Source organism: Streptomyces sp. CA-142005 (assembly GCF_050942335.1).
Lineage (GTDB): Bacteria > Actinomycetota > Actinomycetes > Streptomycetales > Streptomycetaceae > Streptomyces.
In genome coordinates this window covers 9155961-9176716 of sequence record NZ_CP192078.1, presented here as the reverse complement: position 1 = coordinate 9176716, position 20756 = coordinate 9155961, and the positions used below count along the sequence as shown (strand labels likewise).

Here is a 20756-nt window from a genome sequence, read left to right as displayed (position 1 = left end):
CCGACGACAACCTGAACGCATCCTGAGCGGCCGGCACCGCACGGGTCAGGGTGTGGCGTGCGGGCCGTCCGGGCGGGCGGTGCGCTGCTCGATCATCTCCCGGCTGAGTTCCCCGGTCTCCTCCTGCGGCAGCCGCTCGAAGCCGTCCTCGGTGATGACGGAGACGACGGGGAAGATACGGCGGTTCAGGTCGGGGCCGCCGGTGGCCGAGTCGTCGTCGGCCGCGTCGTACAGCGCCTGCAGCGCGGCGAGGACGGCCTCGCGCCGGGTGAGGCCCGGCCGGTACAGCTTCTTCAGGGCGCCCCGGGCGTACGGGGAGCCGGAGCCCTCGGCGTAGAAGTCGTACTTCTCGTAGAGGCCGCCCGCCGCGTCGAAGCCGAAGATGCGGCCGCGGCCGCCGTCGGGCGCGGTGGGGTCGTAGCCGGCGAGCAGCGGGACGACGGCGAGGCCCTGCATGGCCTGGGCGAGGTTCTGCCGGATCATGGCCGCGAGCCGGGTCGCCTTGCCGGCCAGGGTCATCGGCGTGCCCTCGATCTTCTCGAAGTGCGTGAGCTCGACCTGGTAGAGCCGCACCATGTCGACGGCGAGGCCGACGGTGCCGGCGAAGGCGACGGCCGTGTAGTCGTCGGCGGGATGCACCTTCTCCAGGTCGCGCTGGGCGATCAGGTTGCCCATGGTGGCCCGGCGGTCGCCGGCGATCAGTACGCCGTCGCGGTAGGTGAGGGCGAGCACCGTGGTGCCGTGCGGGAACCGGTCGGGAGCCGTCCGCACCCCGGCGGGCAGCACGGGTACGGTGGGAAGCAGCCCGGGGCGGTGCGCGGCCAGGAACTCGGTGAAGGACGAAGTCCCCGGCGTGAAGAACGCCTCGCCCGGCAGGCCCGCCGTGTCGTTCCCCGACATGGCTCTCCCCCTCCTGTTCGGCATGCGACACCCGACTCCTACCTGCGCCGGACGTGCGGGAAACTCCCCGTCCCTCACAGGGCTTTGCGCCGCACCAGCACACCGAGCACCACAAGCCCCGGAAGCAGGGGCAGCCACACGGTCAGCAGCCGGTATCCGAGCACCGCGGAGGCGGCGGCCGCGCCGGGGGCGCCGGAGACGGTGAGGGCGAGGGCGAGTGCCGCGTCCAGGGAACCGAGGCCGCCCGGGGTGGGCAGCAGGGCGGCGGCGCTGCTGGCGGCGAGGTACAGCAGGGCCACCTGGAGCGCCGGCAGGGGCAGTCCGACCGCCTGGGTGACGGCGATGACGACCAGGGAGTGCAGCGCGGTGAAGGCGAGGGAACCGCCCCACAGGGCCGCCGCCCGAGCGGGGCAGCCGTGCAGCGCGCGGATGTCGGCCAGGACGGCCGACAGGGCTCGGCGGCAGCGCGCCCACCAGGGGGTGACCGGCAGCGCGGAGAGCAGCACGAGTCCGCCCAGGGCGACGGCGAGGACCGTCGCGGTGAGGTGCGGCGGACGAAGGAGTCCCGGGCAGGCCGGGGCGAGCAGCGCGATCAGGGCCAGGCGGACCGTGCCACCGGCGGTGGCCTTGACGGCGAGCGCACTGGCCGAGCGGCCCGCGGGCAGTCCGCAGCGCATCAGGAACCTGAGGTTCACCGCGCCCGCGCCGAGCCCGGCGGGCAGCAGATGGTTGGCGGCGGAGGCGGCGAACTGGGCGGCGACCAGCCGGGATCCGGGCAACCGTCGTACGACCGCGCCCTGCTGGGCGAGCGCCGAGGCGGCCCAGGTGCCGAGGGCCGCCGTCGCGCCGACCAGCAGCCAGCCCTGGTCGGCGCCGGCCAGCCGCCCGGCCCCGCTCTCCAGGGCGGGCCAGTGCCGGCGGGCCAGGTAGAGGCCGCCGAGCAGGACGGCGAGCAGGACGCCGGCGTGCCAGTAGGCGTGCCGGCGGCCCAGGGACGGGGCGAGGTGCGGCGGGGACTCCGCCGGCCGTTCCTGGGTGGGGATCGGGGACGTCATCGGCCGCTCCCGGGCAGGGAGTAGTACAGCCGCTGTCCGTCGAGCGGTTCGGACGGCCAGTCGCGGGCGTATCCGGGCGGCCGGGAGCCGCCGGGCACCAGTACGGCGACCGGGATCCGCCGGGCGGTCCCGATGATGGCCTCCTCGGTGCTGTTGGCGTTGTGCCCGGTCGTCGCGGCCGAGGAACAGCCGGTGTAGAACGCGACCGGGATCGCCTCGTCCCCGGTGAGCAGGCAGGGCGGGCGGACGCCGACCCGGTGCAGCGCGGTGGCCGTGCGGGACCAGGCGCCGTGGGACTCCGTGGCGCCGTCGACCGTGTTCTCCAGGACGGCCAGCTGCACCGCGAGGTGGGCGGCCAGTCCGAGGCAAAGCAGTGCCGCGACGACCGGGCGCCAGGGCCGGCGCGGCGCCCTGAGCAGGTACATGAGCGCGTCGGCGACCGGGAGTGCGAGCAGGGCGTAGGCCGGGAGCAGGAAGCGCGGCGCGGCGTAGCCGATCATGAACAGGTACGGGAACGCGGCGGTGGCCGCGCAGGCGAGCGGCAGCAGCGTGGCCGTCGTACGCCGGGCGCGGACGGCGACGACGAGCCCGAGCACGGCGAGCAGGGGCAGGACGAACCACCAGACGGTGACCACCGGGTGGGGGACGTCACCGGTGCAGGGCCGGCACAGCGCCCGGCCGCCGAGGCTGCGCAGCTGGTCCACGACGGCGAGATGCCAGCCGAGTCCGCCCTGGATCTCCGAGCCCTCGGACAGCCGGCGCACCAGGCCGCCGTAATCGGCGAAGGCCTCGATGACCCACTCGGCGCTGCCGGCCGCGAGGCCGGCGAGCAGCGCCGCGAGCGCCCGCCAGAGGCGGCGTGCGAGGCCGAGGGCGAGGAGCGGCAGCACTACCCAGACGGCGTCCATGGGCCGCATCAGCGCCATGAGCGCGGCACTCGCCGCCAGGCCCCACAGAGCGCCCCTGTCGCCTCGGTCGGCGCGGGCGCGCAGGAAGCAGGCGACGGCGGCCAGGGCGCCGACGGCGACCCAGTAGTTGGGCATGGCCTGCGGGCCGTAGAACAGGGTGACCCACAGGGAGGCGAAGAGGGCGCCGGCCAGGGCGAGCACGCGCACCGGGAACAGGCCGCGCCAGGCGCGCAGGGCCAGGTACAGGGCGAGGCCGGACAGGACGGCGAGGTAGATCCGCAGCAGCGCGGTGGAGGTGGACCAGGAGGCGACGGGCGCGACGAGCAGGGAGACTCCGCGGGCCCGTGGTGCGCTGAAGAAGGCGGCGGGGGCCTGGGGGCTGACCTGGCTGACGTACACCGCCTCGTCCCAGCCGAGGCCCATGCCGGGCCGGACCAGGAGCAGTTGGGCCAAAGCGAAGACCACGGCGACGGCCGCGAGCGGGGCGGTGATGCGGACGGGCCGGGTGCCGCCGGGCGTGCGCGGTGAGCGTGAGCGCCGGAGTCCGGCGAGTGTGGCGTGCGCGCTGCCGGCCATCATCACCCCTCTGCCCCCGCGGCATGTGGGGACCCTTGTCACCCTACAACCTGTAGGGCCGCGAACGGGAGTCGGGGAAAACACCGCCAAACTACCCCGAATACCTGCCCGATACCGGGCGGACAGGGCCATCCGGCCCACGGCACTACGCGCTGTAAGGTTGGGGCATGGCTGGCACAGGGTCCCGCGGCAGGGCGGAGCGGCGCAGCGCCGGTGAGCTGGAGAGCGAGGTCCTGGCCACGCTCTGGGCCACCGAGCGGCCACTGACCCCGGCCGAGATACAGGCCGAGATCGACGGGGCGCTCGCCTACAACACGGTGCACACCATCCTCAAACGCCTGTACGACAAAGGGCTCGTGCTGCGGGACGCCGACGGGCGGCGCGGCGCGTACCGGCCGGCGAAGAACGCTGCCGAGCTGACCGCCGCGGCGATGCACGAGGCCCTGGACCGGGGCCCGGACCCGATCGCCGCGCTCCAGCAGTTCGTGACCGGGCTGAGCCCCGAGGAGGAGCGGGCGCTGCGCGAACTGCTCGCCGGAGGCGGCGCATGAGGTTCGACGTGTACACCCCGCTGGTGCTGTCCCTGCTGCTGTCGGTGGTCGGCCCGCTGGTCGCCCGTTCGGTCGCTCCGGCGCTCGCCGCGCGCGTGCTCACCTCGGCGGCCGTGCTGACGGCCGCCGCCACCACCTGGTCACTGGTCCTGCTGGCCGCCGCGCTCCTCGGGCACGCGCCGCCGGTGATCCGCGAGGCCCGTGAGGACGGGCATCCGGTGACGGACCCGGTGCCCGAGGCGATCGGCCTCGCCGCCTGCCTGGCGCTGGTGGCGATCGCCGTACGGGTGTACCGGGCCGTACGCGCCGAGCGCCGTACCCGGCGGGCCCTGCGCAGGCTGTGCGCGGGGCACCCGGCGGGCACCGAGCTGATCGTCGCCGCCTCCGACGTGCCGCAGGCGTTCGCGATCCCGGGCCGGCCGGGCCGGATCCTGGTCACCTCGGCGATGCTGCGCACCCTCGAGCCCGCCGAGCGGCGGGTGCTGCTCGCGCACGAGCGCGCCCATCTCGCCCACCGGCACGGGCCGTTGGTCACGGCGGCGACCCTCGCGGCGGCGGCCGACCCCCTGCTCGGCCCGGTGCGCAGGGCCGTCGGCTTCCTCGTGGAGCGGTGGGCCGACGAGCAGGCGGCGGCCACGGTCGGCGACCGGCGCACCACCGCCCGGGCACTGGCCCGGGCCGCGCTCACCGCCGGCCGGGCCCGCACCGCCTGCGCCCTGCACTTCACCGACCGCTCCGTCACCCGGCGCATCGCGGCGCTGCAGACCAGCCCGCCGCCACGGCTGTGGCCGGCCGCGGCGGCCGTCCTCCTCCTGGGCACCCTGTCCGCGCTGCTCGCCGCGGACGCGACGGGGGATCTGCTGCGGCAACTGTCCGGCGTCCTGAACTGAGAGCGCCCTCAAGGGGCGCGGGGCAGGCACGCGCAGCGACGCTCCTGCCTCAGCCGCCGTTCGGGGCGCGATGCGGCGGCTGCTCCGGCGTGGGGCGGCGGACCGCCGGCGGTACGGCCCGCACCGCCGGCTCGTCGGTGCTCACGGTCAGCGGCTCACCATGGTGGCGCAGGGTCAGCGGCGGGCCGTCCAGCAGCGCGTACGTGGCCTTGTCCGCGCCGATGTCCACGCGCAGCCGCCGGCCGCGGAACTCCACGTTGAAGGCGAGCCGGCTCAGCCGCTCGGGCAGGCGCGGCGCGAACCGCAGCCGCTCCCCGTCGCGGCGCATCCCGCCGAAGCCCGCCACCAGCGCCATCCAGGTACCGGCCAGCGAGGCGATGTGCAGCCCGTCGCGGGTGTTGTGCTCCAGGTCCTGCAGATCCATCAGGGCCGCCTCGGTGGTGTACGCCCAGGCGAGGTCCAGATGGCCCACCTGGGCGGCGACGACGGCCTGGCAGCACGCCGACAGGGAGGAGTCCCGCACGGTCAGCGGCTCGTAGTAGGCGAAGTTCCGGGCGACCTGCTCGGCGTCCTCCTCGTCGTCTCCCGTGTCGAAGAAGTCCCCGCAGGTGTACATGGCCAGCACCAGGTCGGCCTGCTTGACGACCTGCTTGCGGTAGAGGTCGAAGTAGGGGAAGTGCAGCAGCAGCGGGTACTGGTCGGGGCGGGTGCCGGCGAAGTCCCAGCGCTGGTAGCGGGTGAACCCGGCGTGCTGCTCGTGGACGCGGAGTTCGTCGTTGTAGGGGACGTACATGGCCTCGGCGGCGTCCCGCCAGGCCGCGCTCTCCTCCTCGTCCACGCCGAGCCGTGCCGCCTCGCGCGGATGGCGTTCGACGGCGTCGGCCGCGGCGAGCAGGTTCTGCCGGGCCATGAGGTTGGTGTACGTGTTGTCGTCGGCGACCGCGCTGTACTCGTCGGGTCCGGTGACGCCGTCGATGTGGAAGACGCCGTGCGCGTCGTGGTGGCCCAGCGAGCGCCACAACCGGGCCGTCTCGACCAGCAGTTCCACGCCGACCTCGCGCTCGAACACGCGGTCGCCGGTGGCCTCGACGTAGCGGACCACCGCGTCGGCCACGCCGGCGTTCACGTGGAAGGCGGCGGTACCGGCCGGCCAGTACGCCGAGCCCTCCGGTCCGGCGATCGTCCGCCAGGGGAACGCGGCTCCGCCGAGCCCGAGTTGGGCCGCGCGTTCGCGGGCCTCGTCCAGGGTGTTGTGCCGCCAGCGCAGCGCCTCGGCGACCGCCGCGGGGGCGGTGTGGGTGAGCACGGGCAGCACGAACATCTCGGTGTCCCAGAAGGCGTGCCCGTCGTAGCCGGAGCCGGTCAGGCCCTTCGCCGGGATGGCCCGCTGCTCGGCCCGGCTGCCCGCCTGCAGGACGTGGAACAGGGCGAAGCGGACGGCCTGTTGGACCTGTTCGTCACCCTCCGCCTCGACGTCGGCGCGGGACCAGAAGTCGTCCAGGCAGGTCCGCTGGTCCGCCAGCAGGCCGTCCCAGCCGTCGTGCGCGGCCGCGGCGAGCGCGGCGTCGACCTGGTCGGCCATCGCGGGCAGCGAACGGGTGCCGGACCAGCCGTGCGCGACCAGCTTCTCGACCCGGAGGGTCTGCCCGGGCTCCAGTACGGAGGTGACCGTCAGCCGGGCCACGTCGGTGCCGCTCTCGCTGCGGGTGCTGGTGCGTTCGGGGCCGCTGACGACGTGGTCGGCGGCCACGGCGACCCGCAGGCCGCTGCGCCTGGTGCGGTGCACCAGCCGCAGCCTGCCGCCGGAGGCGAAGTGGTCCTCCTGCTCCAGCGGCGACTGCAGTGCGATGGCCGTGCGCGGGTCGCCGTTCGACTCGGGCAGGGTCTCGTTGGCGACCAGCTCGGACTGGATCACCACCCGGCTGCGGCTGCCGACGGCCTGGACCTCGTACGCCACCGCGGCCACCGCGCGCTGCGTCAGCGAGACCAGCCGGGTCGAGCGCACCCGCACCGTGGAGCCCGCCGGGGAGGTCCACTCGCAGGTCCGCTCCAGCACCCCGCGGCGCAGGTCCAGCACCCGCTCGTGGGCGACGAGCCGGCCGTAGCGCAGGTCGAACGGCTCGTCGTCCACCAGCAGCCTGAGGATCTTGCCGTTGGTGACGTTGATGACCGTCTGGCCCGACTCCGGGTAGCCGTAGCCGGCCTCCGCGTACGGCAGCGGGTGCACCTCGTGGACGCCGTTGAGGTAGCTGCCGGGCAGGCCGTGCGGTTCGCCCTCGTCGAGGTTGCCGCGCCAGCCGACGTGCCCGTTGGACAGCGCGAACACCGACTCGCTCTGGGCGAGCACATCGAGATCGAGGGCCGTCTCCCGCACGGCCCACGGCTCCACGCTGTACGACCGGTCGGTGATCACTGCTTGCCTCCCAGCTCGGCCAGGTCCTTCACCACAATGGTCGCGCCGTGCGCGTACAGGGCGTCGGCCTGGCCCACGCGGTCCACGCCGACGACATACCCGAAGCCGCCCGCGCGGCCCGCGTCCATGCCGGCCAGCGCGTCCTCGAAGACGGCGGCCCGGGACGCCTCGACGCCCAGGTCGTGGGCGGCGGCGAGGAAGGTGTCGGGGTGCGGCTTGCCCGGCAGCCGCCGCTCGGCGGCGACCACACCGTCGATCCGCACGTCGAAGAAGTGCTCGGCACCGACGGAGCGCAGCACGTCCCGGCAGTTGGCGCTGGAGGAGACGATCGCCGTGCGCAGCCCCTCGGCACGGACCGCCTCCAGATAGCGCAGCGTGCCCTCGTAGGCCTCCACGCCGCCGGTGCGGATGCGCTCCAGCAGCAGGACGTTCTTGCGGTTGCCGAGGCCGTGCACGGTAGGTGCGTCCGGCGGGTCCTCCGGGGTGCCCTCGGGCAGGCGGATGCCGCGCGAGTCGAGGAAGGCGCGGACCCCGTCGGCGCGGGGGCGCCCGTCCACGTACTCGTCGTAGTCGGCGACCGCGTCGAACGGCCGCCCCTGCTCCCCCGCGTAGTCCCGCAGGAACGCGTCGAACGTCTCCTTCCAGGCGGCGGCGTGGACGACGGCCGTCCTGGTGACGACCCCGTCGAGATCGAAGAGACAGGCCTGGATGGTGTCGGGCAGACCGAGCTGAGTCATACCCAGCACTGTTCCCCGTGGGGCGCCGTCCAGTGAGTGGCACACGCCACACACTGTGCGAACTCCAGGTGACACACTCTGCTGTGTGCCGCTGACCTTCGCCGATCTCCTCGACCGTGCCCGTGGCCTCGTCCGGGACCGCCGCCGTGCCGTGCTGGGCATCGCGGGCAGCCCCGGTGCGGGCAAGACCACCCTCGCCGAGCACCTGGTGCGCGCCCTGAACACCGACGGGCCGCCCTGGGCCGCGCACGTGCCCATGGACGGCTTCCACCTCGCCGACACCGAACTGGACCGGCTCGGCCGCCGGGACCGCAAGGGCGCGCCGGACACCTTCGACGCGGCCGGGTACGCGGCGCTGCTGCGGCGGCTGCACGAGGACACCGACGAGGTGGTGTACGCACCCGGGTTCGAGCGGGTGCTGGAACAGCCGATCGCGGGCGCGATTCCGGTGCCGCCGGCCGCACGGCTGGTGGTGACCGAGGGCAACTACCTTCTGCTGACGGAGGGTTCATGGGCGCGGGTGCGGCCGTGCCTGGACGAGGTGTGGTTCTGCGAGACGGACGAGGAGGCGCGGATCCGTCGGCTGATCGCCCGGCACGAGGAGTTCGGCAAGGACCACGAGACGGCCGTGGCCTGGGTGCTGGGCACGGACCAGCGCAACGCCGACCTGGTGGCGGCGACCCGGGTGCGGGCGGACCTGGTGGTGCCGGCGGGCGCGCTGCCGGCACCGGTGCTCCCCGAACGCTGACGACGCTCAGCGACGCAGGGTGAGGGACGGCTCCCCACGGCTGTCACCCGCCGCCGCGCCGACGACCGCCGTGAACGCCTCCGTGCGTACGGTGAGACCGTCCGCGCCCTCCTCGAACACCGGCGCGAAGGGTCCGCCTGGCCCGTAGCGCACGGCGAACACGTGCAGGTCCTCGGGGGCGCCCGGCGCCGGCTCGGCCTCCAGGGCGCTGGAGGAGACCAGGTGGCGCCAGCCCTCGTCGGGGTTGCCGTAGCCGCGTGGATCGGCGGCGAGCGCGAACGCCGCCTGTTCCTGCGTGAGTTCGCCGCGGGCGTCGAAGTGGTCGGGGCCGGAGTCCGTGGGGTGCGTGAGGCGCAGGCCTCCCGCCGCGGTGACCTGACCCTCGGCTGTGCGGCGCACCCGGTCGCCGTCGTCGGCCGCGTACGGCAGCCCGGACAGCAGGTACGGCGTCCCGTCGAGCCGCTCCACAACGACCGTCACCCACAGGCTCGTGCCGTCGGTGACGTACAGCGAGCGCACATGGCGCAGGACGTGGTCGCGGCCGACGACTGGCTTGGTCACCAGCTTCGCCGCGAGCCCGTCGGCGCGGACGTCCGCGACCCGGACCTCGCCCGTGGGGCGGCACAGCAGGAAGCCGTCCGTGACCGGGCCGAACCCGTGCCGGCGGCGCACGGCCGCGGGCAGGTAGTAGGTGCCGGCCGCCTCGATGAGCGAGGGGGTCATCCGGCTGTCGAAGGCCACGGACACCGTTCCGGAGCGCAGTTGGTGGCGGCGGGGAGCCTCCGCCGGCTCGCGGTGCCAGCGGGTGGTGTCCTGGATCTGCCAGACCAGCATGAACGCGAAGTGCCCGTCGATCCCGCCGTCTGGCTGTGCCGCGTGCCGGCCCCAGCGCGTATCACCCCGGTAGCGGCCGAGGTCGGCGCCGATGCGCGCGCCGAAGTACCGCAGCCCGAGGACGGATTCGAAACCGGAGTGCTGTTCGCTGTAGCGGGGCCCGCCGTTGTCGTAGCCCCCGGACGTCAGCCGGGCGTCGATGTAGCGGGCGAGGGTGTCGCCGTCCTCGGCGAACATCTCCTCTCCACTGACCCGGTGGGCCTGGGCCAGGAAGGACAGGGAGATCGGGCCGTAGTTGTTGTCGTAGGCACCGCCGTGCTCGGGAGGCAGGAGCGCACCCCGGTCGCGGACGCGGTGGGCGCGGATCTCGTCGGCGTACAGGCTCAGTGCGCGCGCCCGGACCGACTCGCCCTGCCCTGGCGGGAGGTGGCGGGCGAGCATCAGGCCGCCGACCACGCAGCCGATGGCCTGGTTCCCGGCCTCCTGCGGGTTGAAGAAGGTGGCCTCGGTGAGCCATCGCCAGTAGCCGTGCGCCATATCCCGCAGTGCCGTGCGCTGTTCGTCGTCCAGGAGACCGTCGGCCCCGTCGAGGACGTTGACCGCCTGGAGCAGCGCCCAGACCGTACTGGGCCAGTCGCCGATGGGATGGGCACCGGCCTGGAGGACGTAACGGGCGTGGGGCAGACCCGAGCCGGTGACCTTGAGGTTCGGGTAGCCGGGGTTGTCCTCGGTGTACACGCGCTCGCGCAGATGGAAGGCGAGGCTGCGGCGGACGGCCTCCGGCAGCCGGGGGTCCTTGCCGCGCTGCCAGGCCAGGGCGAGCAGTGAGGTGATGCCGAGGCAGGTGTCGCCGACGTCGTCGTGGGCGTCGGGGTGTTCGAGGTTGCCGTCGGGGGTCATCCGGGCGAGGGCCTGCTCGGTGACGTCGGCGAGGACGGCGTCGTAGGCGTCGGGGGTGTCCGGCAGGTCGTGCAGCGGGCCGCGCTGGTGGGGCAGATGCACGCTGTTCAGCCCTTCATTCCGGTGGTGGCCAGGCCTTCGACCAGTCTCTTCTGGAAGACGAGGAAGCAGATGAGCGTGGGGGCGAGGGCGAGTGTCGACATGGCGAACATCGCGCCGTAGGAGGAGCCGCTGGTCTTGTCCAGGAAGAGGGTGAGTCCGAGGGGGACGGTGAAGCGGGCGTTCTGCTGGAGGTAGACGAGCTGGCTGAGGAAGTCGTCGTAGGTCCAGATGAAGGTGAAGATCGTGGTGGTGACCAGGGCCGGCCGCATCAGCGGCAGGATGATCTTCCCGTAGATCTGGAGCGGGTTGGCGCCGTCCATCATCGCGGCCTGGTCCAGCTCGCGGGGGATGGAGCGGATGAACTGCACCATCAGGAAGATGAAGAAGGCGTCGGTGGCGAGGAACTTCGGGACGATCAGCGGCAGGAAGGTGTTGATCCAGGTCAGGTTGTAGAAGATCGTGTACTGCGGGATGAGCGTGGCCTGCATGGGCAGCATGAGCGTGCCGAGCATCAGGCCGAACCAGATTTTCTTGCCCCGGAACTCGAAGCGGGCGAACGCGTAGGCGGCCAGCGAGCAGGAGATGACGTTTCCGATCACCGCGCCGATCGTGACGATCAGCGAGTTGGTGATGTAGAGCGAGAAGGAGTTTCCGGAGCCGCTCCAGCCCTCGGAGTAGTTCTGCGGACGCAGCGTGCCCGGGATCAGTCCGGGGTGGGTGAAGATCTGGGTGTCGGGCTTCAGGGAGCTGCTGAGCATCCACAGCAGCGGGTAGAGCATGACGATCGCGACACCGATGAGCAGAGTGTGCAGGAGGATGCGGCGCGGGCCGGTGAGCGAGCGGAGCTTCTGGAGCGGTGAAACGCTCGGCGTGATGGCGGACATGATCGGAACGGGCTCCTCGCTCAGTCGTCGTAGTGGACCCAGTAGCGGCCGGCGATGAAGTTGACCGCCGTGAAGCCCGCGATGACCAGGAACAGCACCCAGGCCAGCGCCGAGGCGTATCCCATCTGTAGGTCTGCGAAACCCTTCTTGTACAGGTAGAGGGAGTACAGCATGGTCGAGTTGAGCGGTCCGCCGGTGCCGTTGCTCACGACGTAGGCGGGGGTGAACGTCTTGAACCCGTCGATGATCTGCAGGACCAGGTTGAAGAAGACGATCGGGGTGAGCAGCGGGAGGGTGATCCGGAAGAACCGGGTGAGCGTTCCGGCGCCGTCGATCGCGGCGGCCTCGTACACGTCCTTGGGCAGCTGCTTCAGGCCGGCGAGGAAGATGACCATCGGGGTGCCGAACTGCCAGACGGCGAGCAGGATGAGCGTGTAGATCGAGGTGTCCGGGCTGGAGATCCAGTCCTGGCCCTTGATCCCGAACCAGCCGAGGAAGTCGTTGAACAGCCCGTCGCCGCCGAAGACCTGGCGCCAGACGATCGCGACGGCGACCGCCCCGCCGAGCAGCGAGGGCAGATAGAAGGCGGCCCGGTAGATGCCGATGCCCTTGAGCGGCCGGTTGAGCAGGATGGCCACGCCGAGCGCGAGCGCGAGCTTCAGCGGGACGGAGATCGCGACATACAGCAGGGTGGCGCGCACCGAGTCCCAGAAGACCGGGTCGTCGGAGAACATGTGCGTGTAGTTCTGCGCGCCGATCCACCGGGCGGGCGTGAGCAGGTCGAAGTCGGTGAAGGACAGGTACAGCGAGTCCAGCATCGGGTAGATCGTCAGGCCGAACAGACCGACGAACCAGGGGGCCAGGAAGACGTACGGCCACCACCCTCCACCGCGCCGTCTGGCCAGGCGGCGCCGCAGGCGGTCGCGTTCCCGCCGGTCGGACGGGGTCGCCGGAGCATGCGCCTCCCTCGCGACCTCGTCGGTCTTCGCGGTGGTCATACTCATCTCCCTGGCACTCTCCCGGTGTTCGTCCCTGCCCCGGCCTAGGCGGACAGGATTCCCGCCGCCTGATCGAAGAACTTGCCGAGCTGCGACTTGATCGTCGCCTTGCCGAAGGCGATCGCCAGATTGGACTGGAACAGCAGGTCCCAGACCTGGTCGGCGCCCTGCGGCGGCGGCTGCGGGGCCGGCAGCGCGTCCGTGGCCTTGGCGACACGCTTGGAGATGTAGTCGGCCATCGCCATGTTGCGCTTGTCCGTGTCGTCCAGGCCCGCCTTGATCAGGTTCCGGGCCTTCTCGGTCGGCGGGATGCCCCGCTGCAGCTGCATGTCCTTGATCGCCGTCGGGTCCTGCGCGAAGAACGACATGATCTTCACGGAGTCGGCGACCCTCTTGCTGGCCTTCGTGGCGCTCAGCAGGACACCGCCGTTGACGAAGTTGCCCTCGCGGGCGCCGGAGAAGTCGCCCTGCGGAGTGGGCAGGAAGTCCAGTGTGGCGCTGGTGATCGAGCCGCCCGCGCCGTAGACACCGGTGTCGAAGGTGAACAGCGCCTTGCCGATCACGACGGCGTTCTTGGTGAGGTCGTTGTGCGCGGCGGAGGTGATGGCCGGCGGGGGGCAGGCGTTGACCTTGCGCATCTCGGCCCAGTACTCCCACCACTCCTGGAGGGTGTCCGAGGTGAAGCCGAGCTTCTTGCCGCCCGCGGCGAACAGCTGCTGGCCCTTCTCCCGGGCGAAGATCTCGAAGGCCTGAAGGGTGCCGCCGCCCACGTCGTCGGTGCCGTAGATCTTGCCGCCGCTCTTCTTGTACACGTCGACCGAGATGTTCTTCAGGTCGGCCCAGGTCCACTCCGGGTCCGGGAACTTCAGACCGAGCTTCTCCAGGCCGCTGCGGTTGACGGTGAGCTGGTTGACACCGATACCGGAGGGGACGCCGTACAGCTTGCCGTCGACCGTGCCCGCGGCCAGCAGCGTCTTCGAGAAGCCCGTCAGGTCCAGGGACTTGCCGACGTAGGAGTCGAGCGGGGCGAGGATGCCCTTGCGGGCGTACTGGGCGACCAGCGCGGTGTCCATCTGGAGCAGGTCAGGGGCGCTGCCGCCGGCGACCTGGGTGTTGAACTTGTCGAAGTAGCCGTCGTAGCCCGAGTACCGGGCCTCTATCTTGATCTTGGGGTTGTTCTCCTGGAAGGTCGCGAGGGCCTTCTTGTAGGCCGCGTGCCGCTCGTCGCTGCCCCACCAGGTCATGGTGAGCTTGTCGCTGGTGGTGCCGGCTCCGGTGCCGCCGGCGCAGGCGGTGAGGGCCGGGCCGAGGGCGCCTGCGGCGGCGAGCCCGCTCGCGGTGCGGAAGAGGGTTCTGCGCGAGATCTGGTGACCCACCGGGTCCTCCCTGAAGGTGCGTGACGGAATGCCCGGCCTGTCGCCGCGGCACGGGTGCGGGGTGCGGGTGCGCGGTCGCTGCGGCACGGATGCGTTGCTCGGGAACGTGCGCCTCCCGGGCGCGGCCTCGCCCGGCCGCACCGCCTGTCTACGGGTGGGATCCCCGGCCGTCCGAGGGCCGGTGCCGCACGAGCACGCCCTCGTGCGCCGCGCCGTACGCCGCGTACGGCCCGGATGCCACCCCAAGCCGGTGTTCCCGACCGGCTTAGAAAGCGCTTGTCCGGACATTGGCAGAACGAGCCGGAGGCCGTCAATCCTTCCTTCGCGAGGCCTCGGTCACGGTTCGGACACCGCGGGCGACCGCGAGCCGGGCGGCGCCCACGACGGTGCCCAGCTCGCCGACCGTGCTGCTGACCACCTCGGTGGGCCAGCTCAGCCGCGCCAGTTCGGCCCGCACCCCGGGCAGCAGCTGCGGGTCCGCGCCGGTGCTGCCGCCCAGCACGATCAGCCCCGGGTCGAGCACGGCGGCCACGGCGGCGGCGAGCCGGCCCACGTCGACGGCGTGCCGGGCGACGACGGCACAGGCCGGGGCGCAGCCCTGGCCGGCCAGGGCGAACAGCCCCTCGGTGCCGGCCGGGCACGGCCCGTCGGCGTCCCGCCAGGCCGCGGCTGCGCGCCGCAGCAGGGACTCGGCGCCGATGTACTCCTCCAGCGCCTCCAGGCGCGGCTCGCGGCCGTCGTCCCACGGGTAGGGCAGCCGGGCCAGTTCACCGGCGGCGCCGTTGGCCCCGCGCAGCACCCGGCCGTCGACGACGATGCCGAGGCCGACGCCCACGCCGACGCGGAGGTAGCCGAAGGTGCCGCGGCCCCGGGCGGCGCCCTCGTGAAGTTCGGCGAGGGCGGCGCAGTTGACGTTGTTCTCCAGGTGGACGGGGACTCCCCGTGGCAGTGCGACGGCCATGGAGTCGAAGACCGGCCCGGCCTTCTCGGTCGCCGGACGCATGGTGCCGCCGCCCGCGGCCCGCTCGGTGACATCGCCGACAGCGACGACGATGGTGCGCAGCGGGATGCCGGCGGGCAGCGCCCCGAGGGCCTCGCGCACGGCGTCGGCGGCGCCGGCCCGGGAGCCGGTGGCCTCGGCCAGCAGGGTCCCGTCCAGGGCGCAGCCCCGCACCCGGGTGAGGTCGGGGCCCAGGTCCACGGCGAGTACGGCGCCGGCGTCCGGTCCCAGCCGGTACACGGCGGCGGTGCGGCCGGTGCCGCTGGAGGCGGTGCCGGAGAGGGCGGCGAGCCCAGCGCTCTGCAGTTCGGCGACGGCGGAGGACACCGTCGGCTTGGACAGGCCGGCGAGGCTCGCCAGTTGCGGCCGGGTCGCGCTGCCCGCCCGGGCGAGCACGGCGAAGACCGCGCTCGCGCTCTCGGACAGCCGCGGCGCCGTCACCACGTCGTGTTCCACGGTTCTCCCACAGGTCAAGGACCGCTCCCGGCAGGGTTCACCCACCGGGATACGGCGAGGGGACGCCTGGCGTCACGCGGGGCGGCCCGGTCGTCCCAAGGACCGGGGGCGTGACGCCTCTTGACGCACTGTACTTCGTTAGTTAACTTCCTAACGAACTTCACGGTACTCGCCTGCCGTACTCCGCCCGAGGCCCGTCCCGGGGCTTCCCGACCGCTCCAACCATCCCTTGAGACAGGCACGGTTCGCCCACCGTCGTCAGCCGGCGCACCGACGAAAGAGGTTCCGTGCAGGACTCCATGCCCGTCCTGGTCGGCATCGACGTGGGCGGCACCAAGACACATCTGCGCGCCGTGGCCGGGGACACCCGAGTCGCCGACCACGTCCGCACGAGCAGCGGCTGGTGGCCGCACGACCCCGTGGCCGCCGCGTCCTGGCTGGCCGGGCTGGTCGCCGGCGCGCTGCCGTCCGGCGTACGCCCGTCGGCGCTGGCGGTGGGCGGCCACGCCTGTGAGACCCCGCGCCAGTGCGAGCAGATACGCCTCGCCCTGCACCTCCACTTCGACGTGCCCGGGCTGGTCGTGGGCGACGCCGAACTCCTCGTGCCTGCCGCCGGGTTGGACCGGGGGGTCGGTCTGGTCGCCGGTACCGGCTCGGTCGCGGTCGGCCGGCGCGCCGACGGCACCCTCGTGCAGGTCGGCGGCTGGGGTGCCGCGCTCGGCGACGAGGGCGGCGCGGCCGGGCTGGTCCGGGAGGCGGCACGCGCCTGCTGGGCCGCGCACGACCGCGGGCAGGCGCCCGACGCGCTGGCGGAGGCACTCCTCGAGGCGTTCGGCGTGCCCGAAGTGCCCGCACTGGGCGCGGCGTTGGAGCACGCCACGGATCCCTCCGCCGCGTGGGGTCGGCACGCACCCGCCGTCTTCGCCGCAGCCGAGGCCGGCTCGGCGCTCGCCCGCTCCGTGATCTCGGCCGGGGGCCGCTCGCTGGCCGGGCTCGTGGCGCTGCTGGCCCGGCGCGGTGTGGCGGCGGACGACGTGGTGGTGGCGGGCGGCACGGTCCTCGCCCAGCCGCTGCTCCAGGACACGTTCACCACCGCTCTCGCCGAGCTCCTGCCCTCGGCCCGGCCGCAGCCGCTGCGGGTGCCGCCGGTCGACGGGGCGGTGGCACTGGCGCGTTCGCTGCTGCGGGGGCGCAGGGCGTCCGCTCCGATGACCGCGTGAGCGTTCGCCCGATCGCGTTCGCTCGTGTGCGGTGAAGGGCGTTTTCGTGGAGGGCGCGTCCCGCGTTCACCCGCCGACCACGCGGAGATCACCGGGGCCTCCCCGGCGGGACACCCCACAGGCCTAGATATTCACCAGTTCAACTTCTTCCCCTTCTTCTCCACGGGATCGCACACCTTGGCACGTCCCGCCGGACACCCCGTGGACGACTCCTGAGAGGCACAGGCATGCCGTCACCTGCCGGGCACCCCTCCTACGTGCTGAACCGGCGCGGGTTCCTCAAGACCTCGCTGGCCGCGTCGGCGGGCGTGCTCGCCGCCCCGGCACTCGCCGCCTGGCTGCCGGCGGCCGACGCCAAGGCCGCGAATGCGCCGGCGGCGTTCGTGGACGACTACAAGACCAACGTCGTCGCCAACCTCACGCCCGAGACCAACGCGGTGGTCCGCATCCTCGGCGGCTTCGCCCAGGTGTGGAAGACCGGCTCCGCCTGGGACACCGGCACCCCGCTGCGCCCCGACGTGCTGCGCGCCGACATGGACTACTGCGCCCTTGTCACCCGGACGCGCACCGACGCACAGGCGAAGGAGGCGTTCGTCTACGACCGCCAGCACCAGAGCTACGCGCTGATCGCCGGCCTCGGCCCGCTCGCCGGTCTCTACAAGGAGGGCGCGAAGGCGGTCACGTCGATCACGAGCGCGCCCGACGGCACACCCGCGACCACCGTCAGCGACGCGGTCCCCGCGGACGCCCCGGCCGGCTCGGCGCTCGGCGCCGGCGCCCACGACTCGGCGCTCGGGAAGGTCGCCGAACTGGTCGACACCGTGCGCGGCCCCTACGCCTCCGGCAACCCCGCCAAGTACGCCTACCAGTACCCGCGTCCATGGCGCCTGACCGAGGACAGCGAGGTCGTCGACACGGGCCGGACCGACGCGTTCGGCTTCCCGGTGTACGACTCGCCGGTGGTCGTGGCCCCCCAGCTGCTGCGCCAGCGCGGCGCGTCCGCCACCGACGACGGCGGTTTCCCGAGCGGCCACACCAACGCCTTCCACCTGGCCGCGCTGGCCTACGCCTACGCCGTACCCGAGCGCTTCCAGGAGCTGGTGACCCGCGCGTTCGAGCTGAGCCACACCCGGATCGTGGCCGGCATGCACCATCCCGTCGACGTGATCGGGGGCCGGATCATGGCCACCGCCCTCGCCGCGGCCGCCCTCGCCGACCCGGCCAACGCGCAGTTGAAGGCCGCCGCCCGCGCCCAGGCCCTCGCCTACTTCACCGCGCGGACCGGCACCAGCGCCGACACCCTGTACGCCTACGCCCACACCGGCGCCGACCCGTACGCCGACCGGGACGCGAGTGCCCGAGCGGTCCGGCCCCGGCTGACCTACGTCCTCACCCGGCAGGGCCGCGATCTGCCGCTGACCGTGCCGAAGGGCGCGGAGGTGCTGCTGGAGACCCGGCTGCCGTATCTGACGGCCGATCAGCGCCGCGAGGTGCTGCGCACCACCGGCCTGCCCTCCGGGTACGTCCTCCTCGACGGCTTCGAGCAGTGGGGGCGGCTGAACCTGTTCGCCGCCGCGGACGGTTACGGCGCCTTCGACTCGGACGTCTCGGTCACGCTGGACGCGGCGGCGGGCGGTTTCTCGGCGGCCGACGCCTGGCGCAACGACATCGACGGGCGCGGCGGGCTGACCAAGCGCGGCACCGGCGCGCTCGCGCTGACCGGCCGCAACCGCTACACGGGCGGGACGGTGCTGGCGGAGGGCACGCTGGTCGCCGGCTGCGAGGACGCCCTCGGCCACGGGGACGCCCGCGTCGCGGGCGGCACGCTGCGGGTGGCCGGGCGGCTGCGGGTGCGCGGCGCGTACGCACAGGACGCGGGCACGCTGGAGGTCACCCTGCGCGCCGGCGGCAAGGCGCCGCTGACGGTCGGGCACCTCGCCGTACTGGGCGACTCCGCGGTGCTGTCGCTGCGGCTGGACACCGGGCGGCCGCCGGCCGAGGGCGGCACCGTGCCGGTCGTCGACGTGCCGCGGCTGCGCGGCAGGTTCACTCGGATCGAGGTGAACTCCGACCGGCTGCGGGCCGTACCCGTGTACACGGCAGAAGGTCTGTCGGTACGACTCGTGAAGCGGTGACGCCGCCGGCGGCGGGAGCGGTGCGACAGTAGGGCCATGACCAGGCCCACGACCGTTCCCGCCGCCCTCCGGCCGGTGCCACCGCGGGGCGGATGATGGCGCGCGAACAGCACCTGGTCCTCACCCGTGCGGCTGCCGAGGGGGCGCGACGGCCTGCCCCCGGCCACCGCCCGTACGCCTGGCTGCGCCGCCACCGGCGGTGGCTGGTGCCCCTGCTGGCCGCGCTGTTGCTCGCCCAGATGGCCGCGGCGATGGTCGTCACGGCCGTCCAGCAGACCCCGACCATCGACGAGCCCGTGTACGTCGCGACCGCCACCGACTATCTGCACGAGCACCGGCTGCGCTACAACCCCGAGCACCCGCCGCTCGGCAAGCTGCTGATCGCGGCCGGTGTGGCGGTGGCCGACCCGCACTACGACCCCTCGTACACCGGCACCCAGGGGGATGTCGGCCGGCATCTGCTCTACGAGTCGGGCAACGACCCCTGGCGTGTGATGCTGTGGGCGCGGCTGCCGGTGATCGTGCTGACGCTGCTGTTCGGGCTGGTCGCCTTCGCGTTCGCCCGCGACCTGACGGGCACGGCGGGCGGCCTGGTGGCGCTCGCGCTGTACGCCTTCTCGCCCGATCTGATCGCCCACGGCTCGCTGGCCACGCTGGATGTGCCGATGGCCGGGTTCGTGCTGACGTCGGCCTGGCTGGTGTGGCGGGCGCGGCGCCGGCCCTGGCTGTACCTGCCGCTCGCCGGTGCGGCTCTCGGGGCGGCCGTGGCGACCAAGATGAGCGCCCTGCCGGCGGTTCCGGTGCTGATGGGCCTGGCCGCGGTGTCCGTCCTGGCAGCGCACCGGCGACCGGCCTCGTCACCGGGGGACCGGCCGGACACGGGCGCGGGCCGGGTGCAGGGCACACGCCCAACGGCCGGATCGCGCACGGACATCGACCGGCGACGGGACACGCACCCGACCGGGGCGCGACCGGACACGGGCACCGGCCGGGAACGGGACACCCACCCGGCCGGCGAGCCGGACGCGGCCACCGGCCTGGACCGGAAGGCGCCACGGTCCGGGAGCCGCACAGCCCTGTCCGTCCTCGCGGGCGCCCCCGGCGGCCGGCGGCGGACGGCGCTGTCGGCGCCGGCCGGCGCGGTCGGCGTGGCGGTGGTGGCGGTCGCCGTCGTCTGGGCCGCGTATCTCGCCGTCGATCCCGGGCTGCGGTTCTCCCCCGCCGAACCCGTCCCGGCCCTCCACGGGCTGCGCGGCCGACTGGTGGACCTGCTGCCGGTGCCCGGTGCCTACCGCGCCGGTCTGCGGGTGCAGTTCGGGCTGGAGGACTACCCGTGGCAGGGCTATCTGTTCGGGCACCTGTACACCGGCTCGCGCTGGTACTATCTGCCGGCCGCCCTGCTGGTGAAGACGCCGCTCGGGCTGCTGGCGCTGGGCGCGGCGGGTGCGGTGGCGGTCGTGGCGCTGCGGCGGCTGCGGCCCGCGGCGCCGTATGTGCTGCTGCCGCCAGGGGTGCTGCTCGGGGCGGCCATGACGGGGTCGCGGGACTTCGGGACGCGGTACGCGCTGTTCGTGCCGATGTTCCTCGCGGTGGCGGCGGCCTGTGTGCCCCGGCCCGGCCGGCGGTGGACGGCCGCCGCGACGGCCGCGCTGGTGCTGTGCACGGCCGTGAGCTCGCTGCGGACCTTCCCCGCCTACCTGCCGTACTCCAACGAGGCCTTCGGCGGCCCCGCCCGCACCCACCGGCTGCTGCACGACTCCAACGTGGACTGGGGACAGGACCTGGGCCGGCTCGCGGACCGGCTCCGGCAGCGGTATCCGGGCGAGCGGGTGTGGCTGGTGTACAAGGGCAGCGGCGTGCCGTCGTACTACGGCATCCAGGCCGCCGATCCGCGCACGGTGCCGCCGGAGCGGGTGCACGGTCTGCTGGTGGTCTCGGACTCCGCGCTCGCCAAAGCGCGCGGACGGCTCGCGGAGCTGGTCCGCAGCAGCCGACCGGCCGGTGACGTGGGCCATTCCATCAGCCTCTTCCGGCGCTGAAACCTCCTGCTCAACCCCCTGTTCCTGACGGTGG

Annotated in this window: 16 protein-coding genes; 6 read left to right on the top strand and 10 right to left on the bottom strand. The window is 73.4% G+C overall.

Going from position 1 to position 20756, the window contains the following annotated elements; all coding sequences use genetic code 11:
- Window positions 1–45 precede the first annotated feature (45 nt).
- The 3 genes from prcB to ACQPXS_RS42320 all read right to left on the bottom strand — a co-directional run bounded on the left by prcB (window position 46) and on the right by ACQPXS_RS42320 (window position 3439).
- Complete coding sequence (gene prcB, locus ACQPXS_RS42330; RefSeq protein WP_433454801.1) at window positions 46–900, bottom strand: proteasome subunit beta; 855 nt, start codon at window positions 898–900, stop codon at window positions 46–48.
- A 74-nt stretch (window positions 901–974) separates the two neighbouring features.
- The gene (locus ACQPXS_RS42325) at window positions 975–1955 is read right to left on the bottom strand and encodes a lysylphosphatidylglycerol synthase domain-containing protein (RefSeq protein ID WP_433454800.1); all 981 of its coding nucleotides are present in this window, start codon (window positions 1953–1955) and stop codon (window positions 975–977) included.
- Window positions 1952–3439, bottom strand: coding sequence for a hypothetical protein (locus ACQPXS_RS42320; RefSeq protein ID WP_433456193.1), 1488 nt, complete (start codon window positions 3437–3439; stop codon window positions 1952–1954). Before ACQPXS_RS42320 ends, ACQPXS_RS42325 begins: the two co-directional genes overlap by 4 nt.
- Before the next feature lie 167 nt (window positions 3440–3606).
- On the opposite strand from ACQPXS_RS42320, the gene ACQPXS_RS42315 reads away from it, so the two are divergent.
- Both ACQPXS_RS42315 and ACQPXS_RS42310 read left to right on the top strand, forming a co-directional pair.
- A complete protein-coding gene (locus tag ACQPXS_RS42315) occupies window positions 3607–3990 on the top strand; it encodes a BlaI/MecI/CopY family transcriptional regulator (RefSeq protein WP_390679938.1) in 384 nt (127 codons plus the stop codon).
- On the top strand, window positions 3987–4880 hold the full coding sequence (locus ACQPXS_RS42310) for a M56 family metallopeptidase (RefSeq protein ID WP_365331238.1): 894 nt from the start codon (window positions 3987–3989) through the stop codon (window positions 4878–4880). The genes ACQPXS_RS42315 and ACQPXS_RS42310 overlap by 4 nt, the downstream gene beginning before the upstream one ends.
- Window positions 4881–4929: 49 nt before the next feature.
- On the opposite strand, the gene ACQPXS_RS42305 is transcribed toward ACQPXS_RS42310, so the two are convergent.
- A complete protein-coding gene (locus ACQPXS_RS42305) occupies window positions 4930–7293 on the bottom strand; it encodes a glycoside hydrolase family 65 protein (RefSeq protein WP_433454799.1) in 2364 nt (787 codons plus the stop codon).
- On the bottom strand, window positions 7290–8030 hold the full coding sequence (locus ACQPXS_RS42300) for an HAD family hydrolase (RefSeq protein WP_390679941.1): 741 nt from the start codon (window positions 8028–8030) through the stop codon (window positions 7290–7292). The genes ACQPXS_RS42305 and ACQPXS_RS42300 overlap by 4 nt, the downstream gene beginning before the upstream one ends.
- Window positions 8031–8115: 85 nt before the next feature.
- On the opposite strand from ACQPXS_RS42300, the gene ACQPXS_RS42295 reads away from it, so the two are divergent.
- Entirely contained in the window at window positions 8116–8778 is a 663-nt protein-coding gene (locus tag ACQPXS_RS42295; RefSeq protein ID WP_433454798.1) for a nucleoside/nucleotide kinase family protein, read from the top strand.
- A 6-nt stretch (window positions 8779–8784) separates the two neighbouring features.
- Here ACQPXS_RS42295 and ACQPXS_RS42290 read toward each other — a convergent pair whose 3' ends face one another.
- From ACQPXS_RS42290 to ACQPXS_RS42270, 5 genes are all read right to left on the bottom strand, one after another.
- A complete protein-coding gene (locus tag ACQPXS_RS42290; protein WP_433454797.1) occupies window positions 8785–10614 on the bottom strand; it encodes a hypothetical protein in 1830 nt (609 codons plus the stop codon).
- 5 nt (window positions 10615–10619) lie between these two features.
- Window positions 10620–11498 carry a carbohydrate ABC transporter permease gene (locus ACQPXS_RS42285; RefSeq protein ID WP_433454796.1) on the bottom strand — a complete coding sequence of 293 codons (879 nt, stop codon included), beginning with the start codon at window positions 11496–11498 and terminating at the stop codon, window positions 10620–10622.
- A 20-nt stretch (window positions 11499–11518) separates the two neighbouring features.
- Window positions 11519–12496, bottom strand: coding sequence for a carbohydrate ABC transporter permease (locus ACQPXS_RS42280; RefSeq protein ID WP_433454795.1), 978 nt, complete (start codon window positions 12494–12496; stop codon window positions 11519–11521).
- A 44-nt stretch (window positions 12497–12540) separates the two neighbouring features.
- Window positions 12541–13872, bottom strand: coding sequence for an ABC transporter substrate-binding protein (locus ACQPXS_RS42275; protein ID WP_433454794.1), 1332 nt, complete (start codon window positions 13870–13872; stop codon window positions 12541–12543).
- A gap of 310 nt (window positions 13873–14182) precedes the next feature.
- A complete protein-coding gene (locus ACQPXS_RS42270) occupies window positions 14183–15328 on the bottom strand; it encodes an ROK family transcriptional regulator (protein WP_433454793.1) in 1146 nt (381 codons plus the stop codon).
- A 287-nt stretch (window positions 15329–15615) separates the two neighbouring features.
- On the opposite strand from ACQPXS_RS42270, the gene ACQPXS_RS42265 reads away from it, so the two are divergent.
- The 3 genes from ACQPXS_RS42265 (at window position 15616) to ACQPXS_RS42255 (ending at window position 20722) form a co-directional block, all read left to right on the top strand.
- Window positions 15616–16548 carry an N-acetylglucosamine kinase gene (locus tag ACQPXS_RS42265; protein ID WP_433454792.1) on the top strand — a complete coding sequence of 311 codons (933 nt, stop codon included), beginning with the start codon at window positions 15616–15618 and terminating at the stop codon, window positions 16546–16548.
- Window positions 16549–16775: 227 nt separating this feature from the next.
- A complete protein-coding gene (locus ACQPXS_RS42260; protein ID WP_433454791.1) occupies window positions 16776–18683 on the top strand; it encodes a phosphatase PAP2 family protein in 1908 nt (635 codons plus the stop codon).
- Window positions 18684–18775: 92 nt separating this feature from the next.
- Entirely contained in the window at window positions 18776–20722 is a 1947-nt protein-coding gene (locus ACQPXS_RS42255; protein ID WP_433454790.1) for a phospholipid carrier-dependent glycosyltransferase, read from the top strand.
- The last annotated feature ends 34 nt before the right edge of the window (window positions 20723–20756 follow it).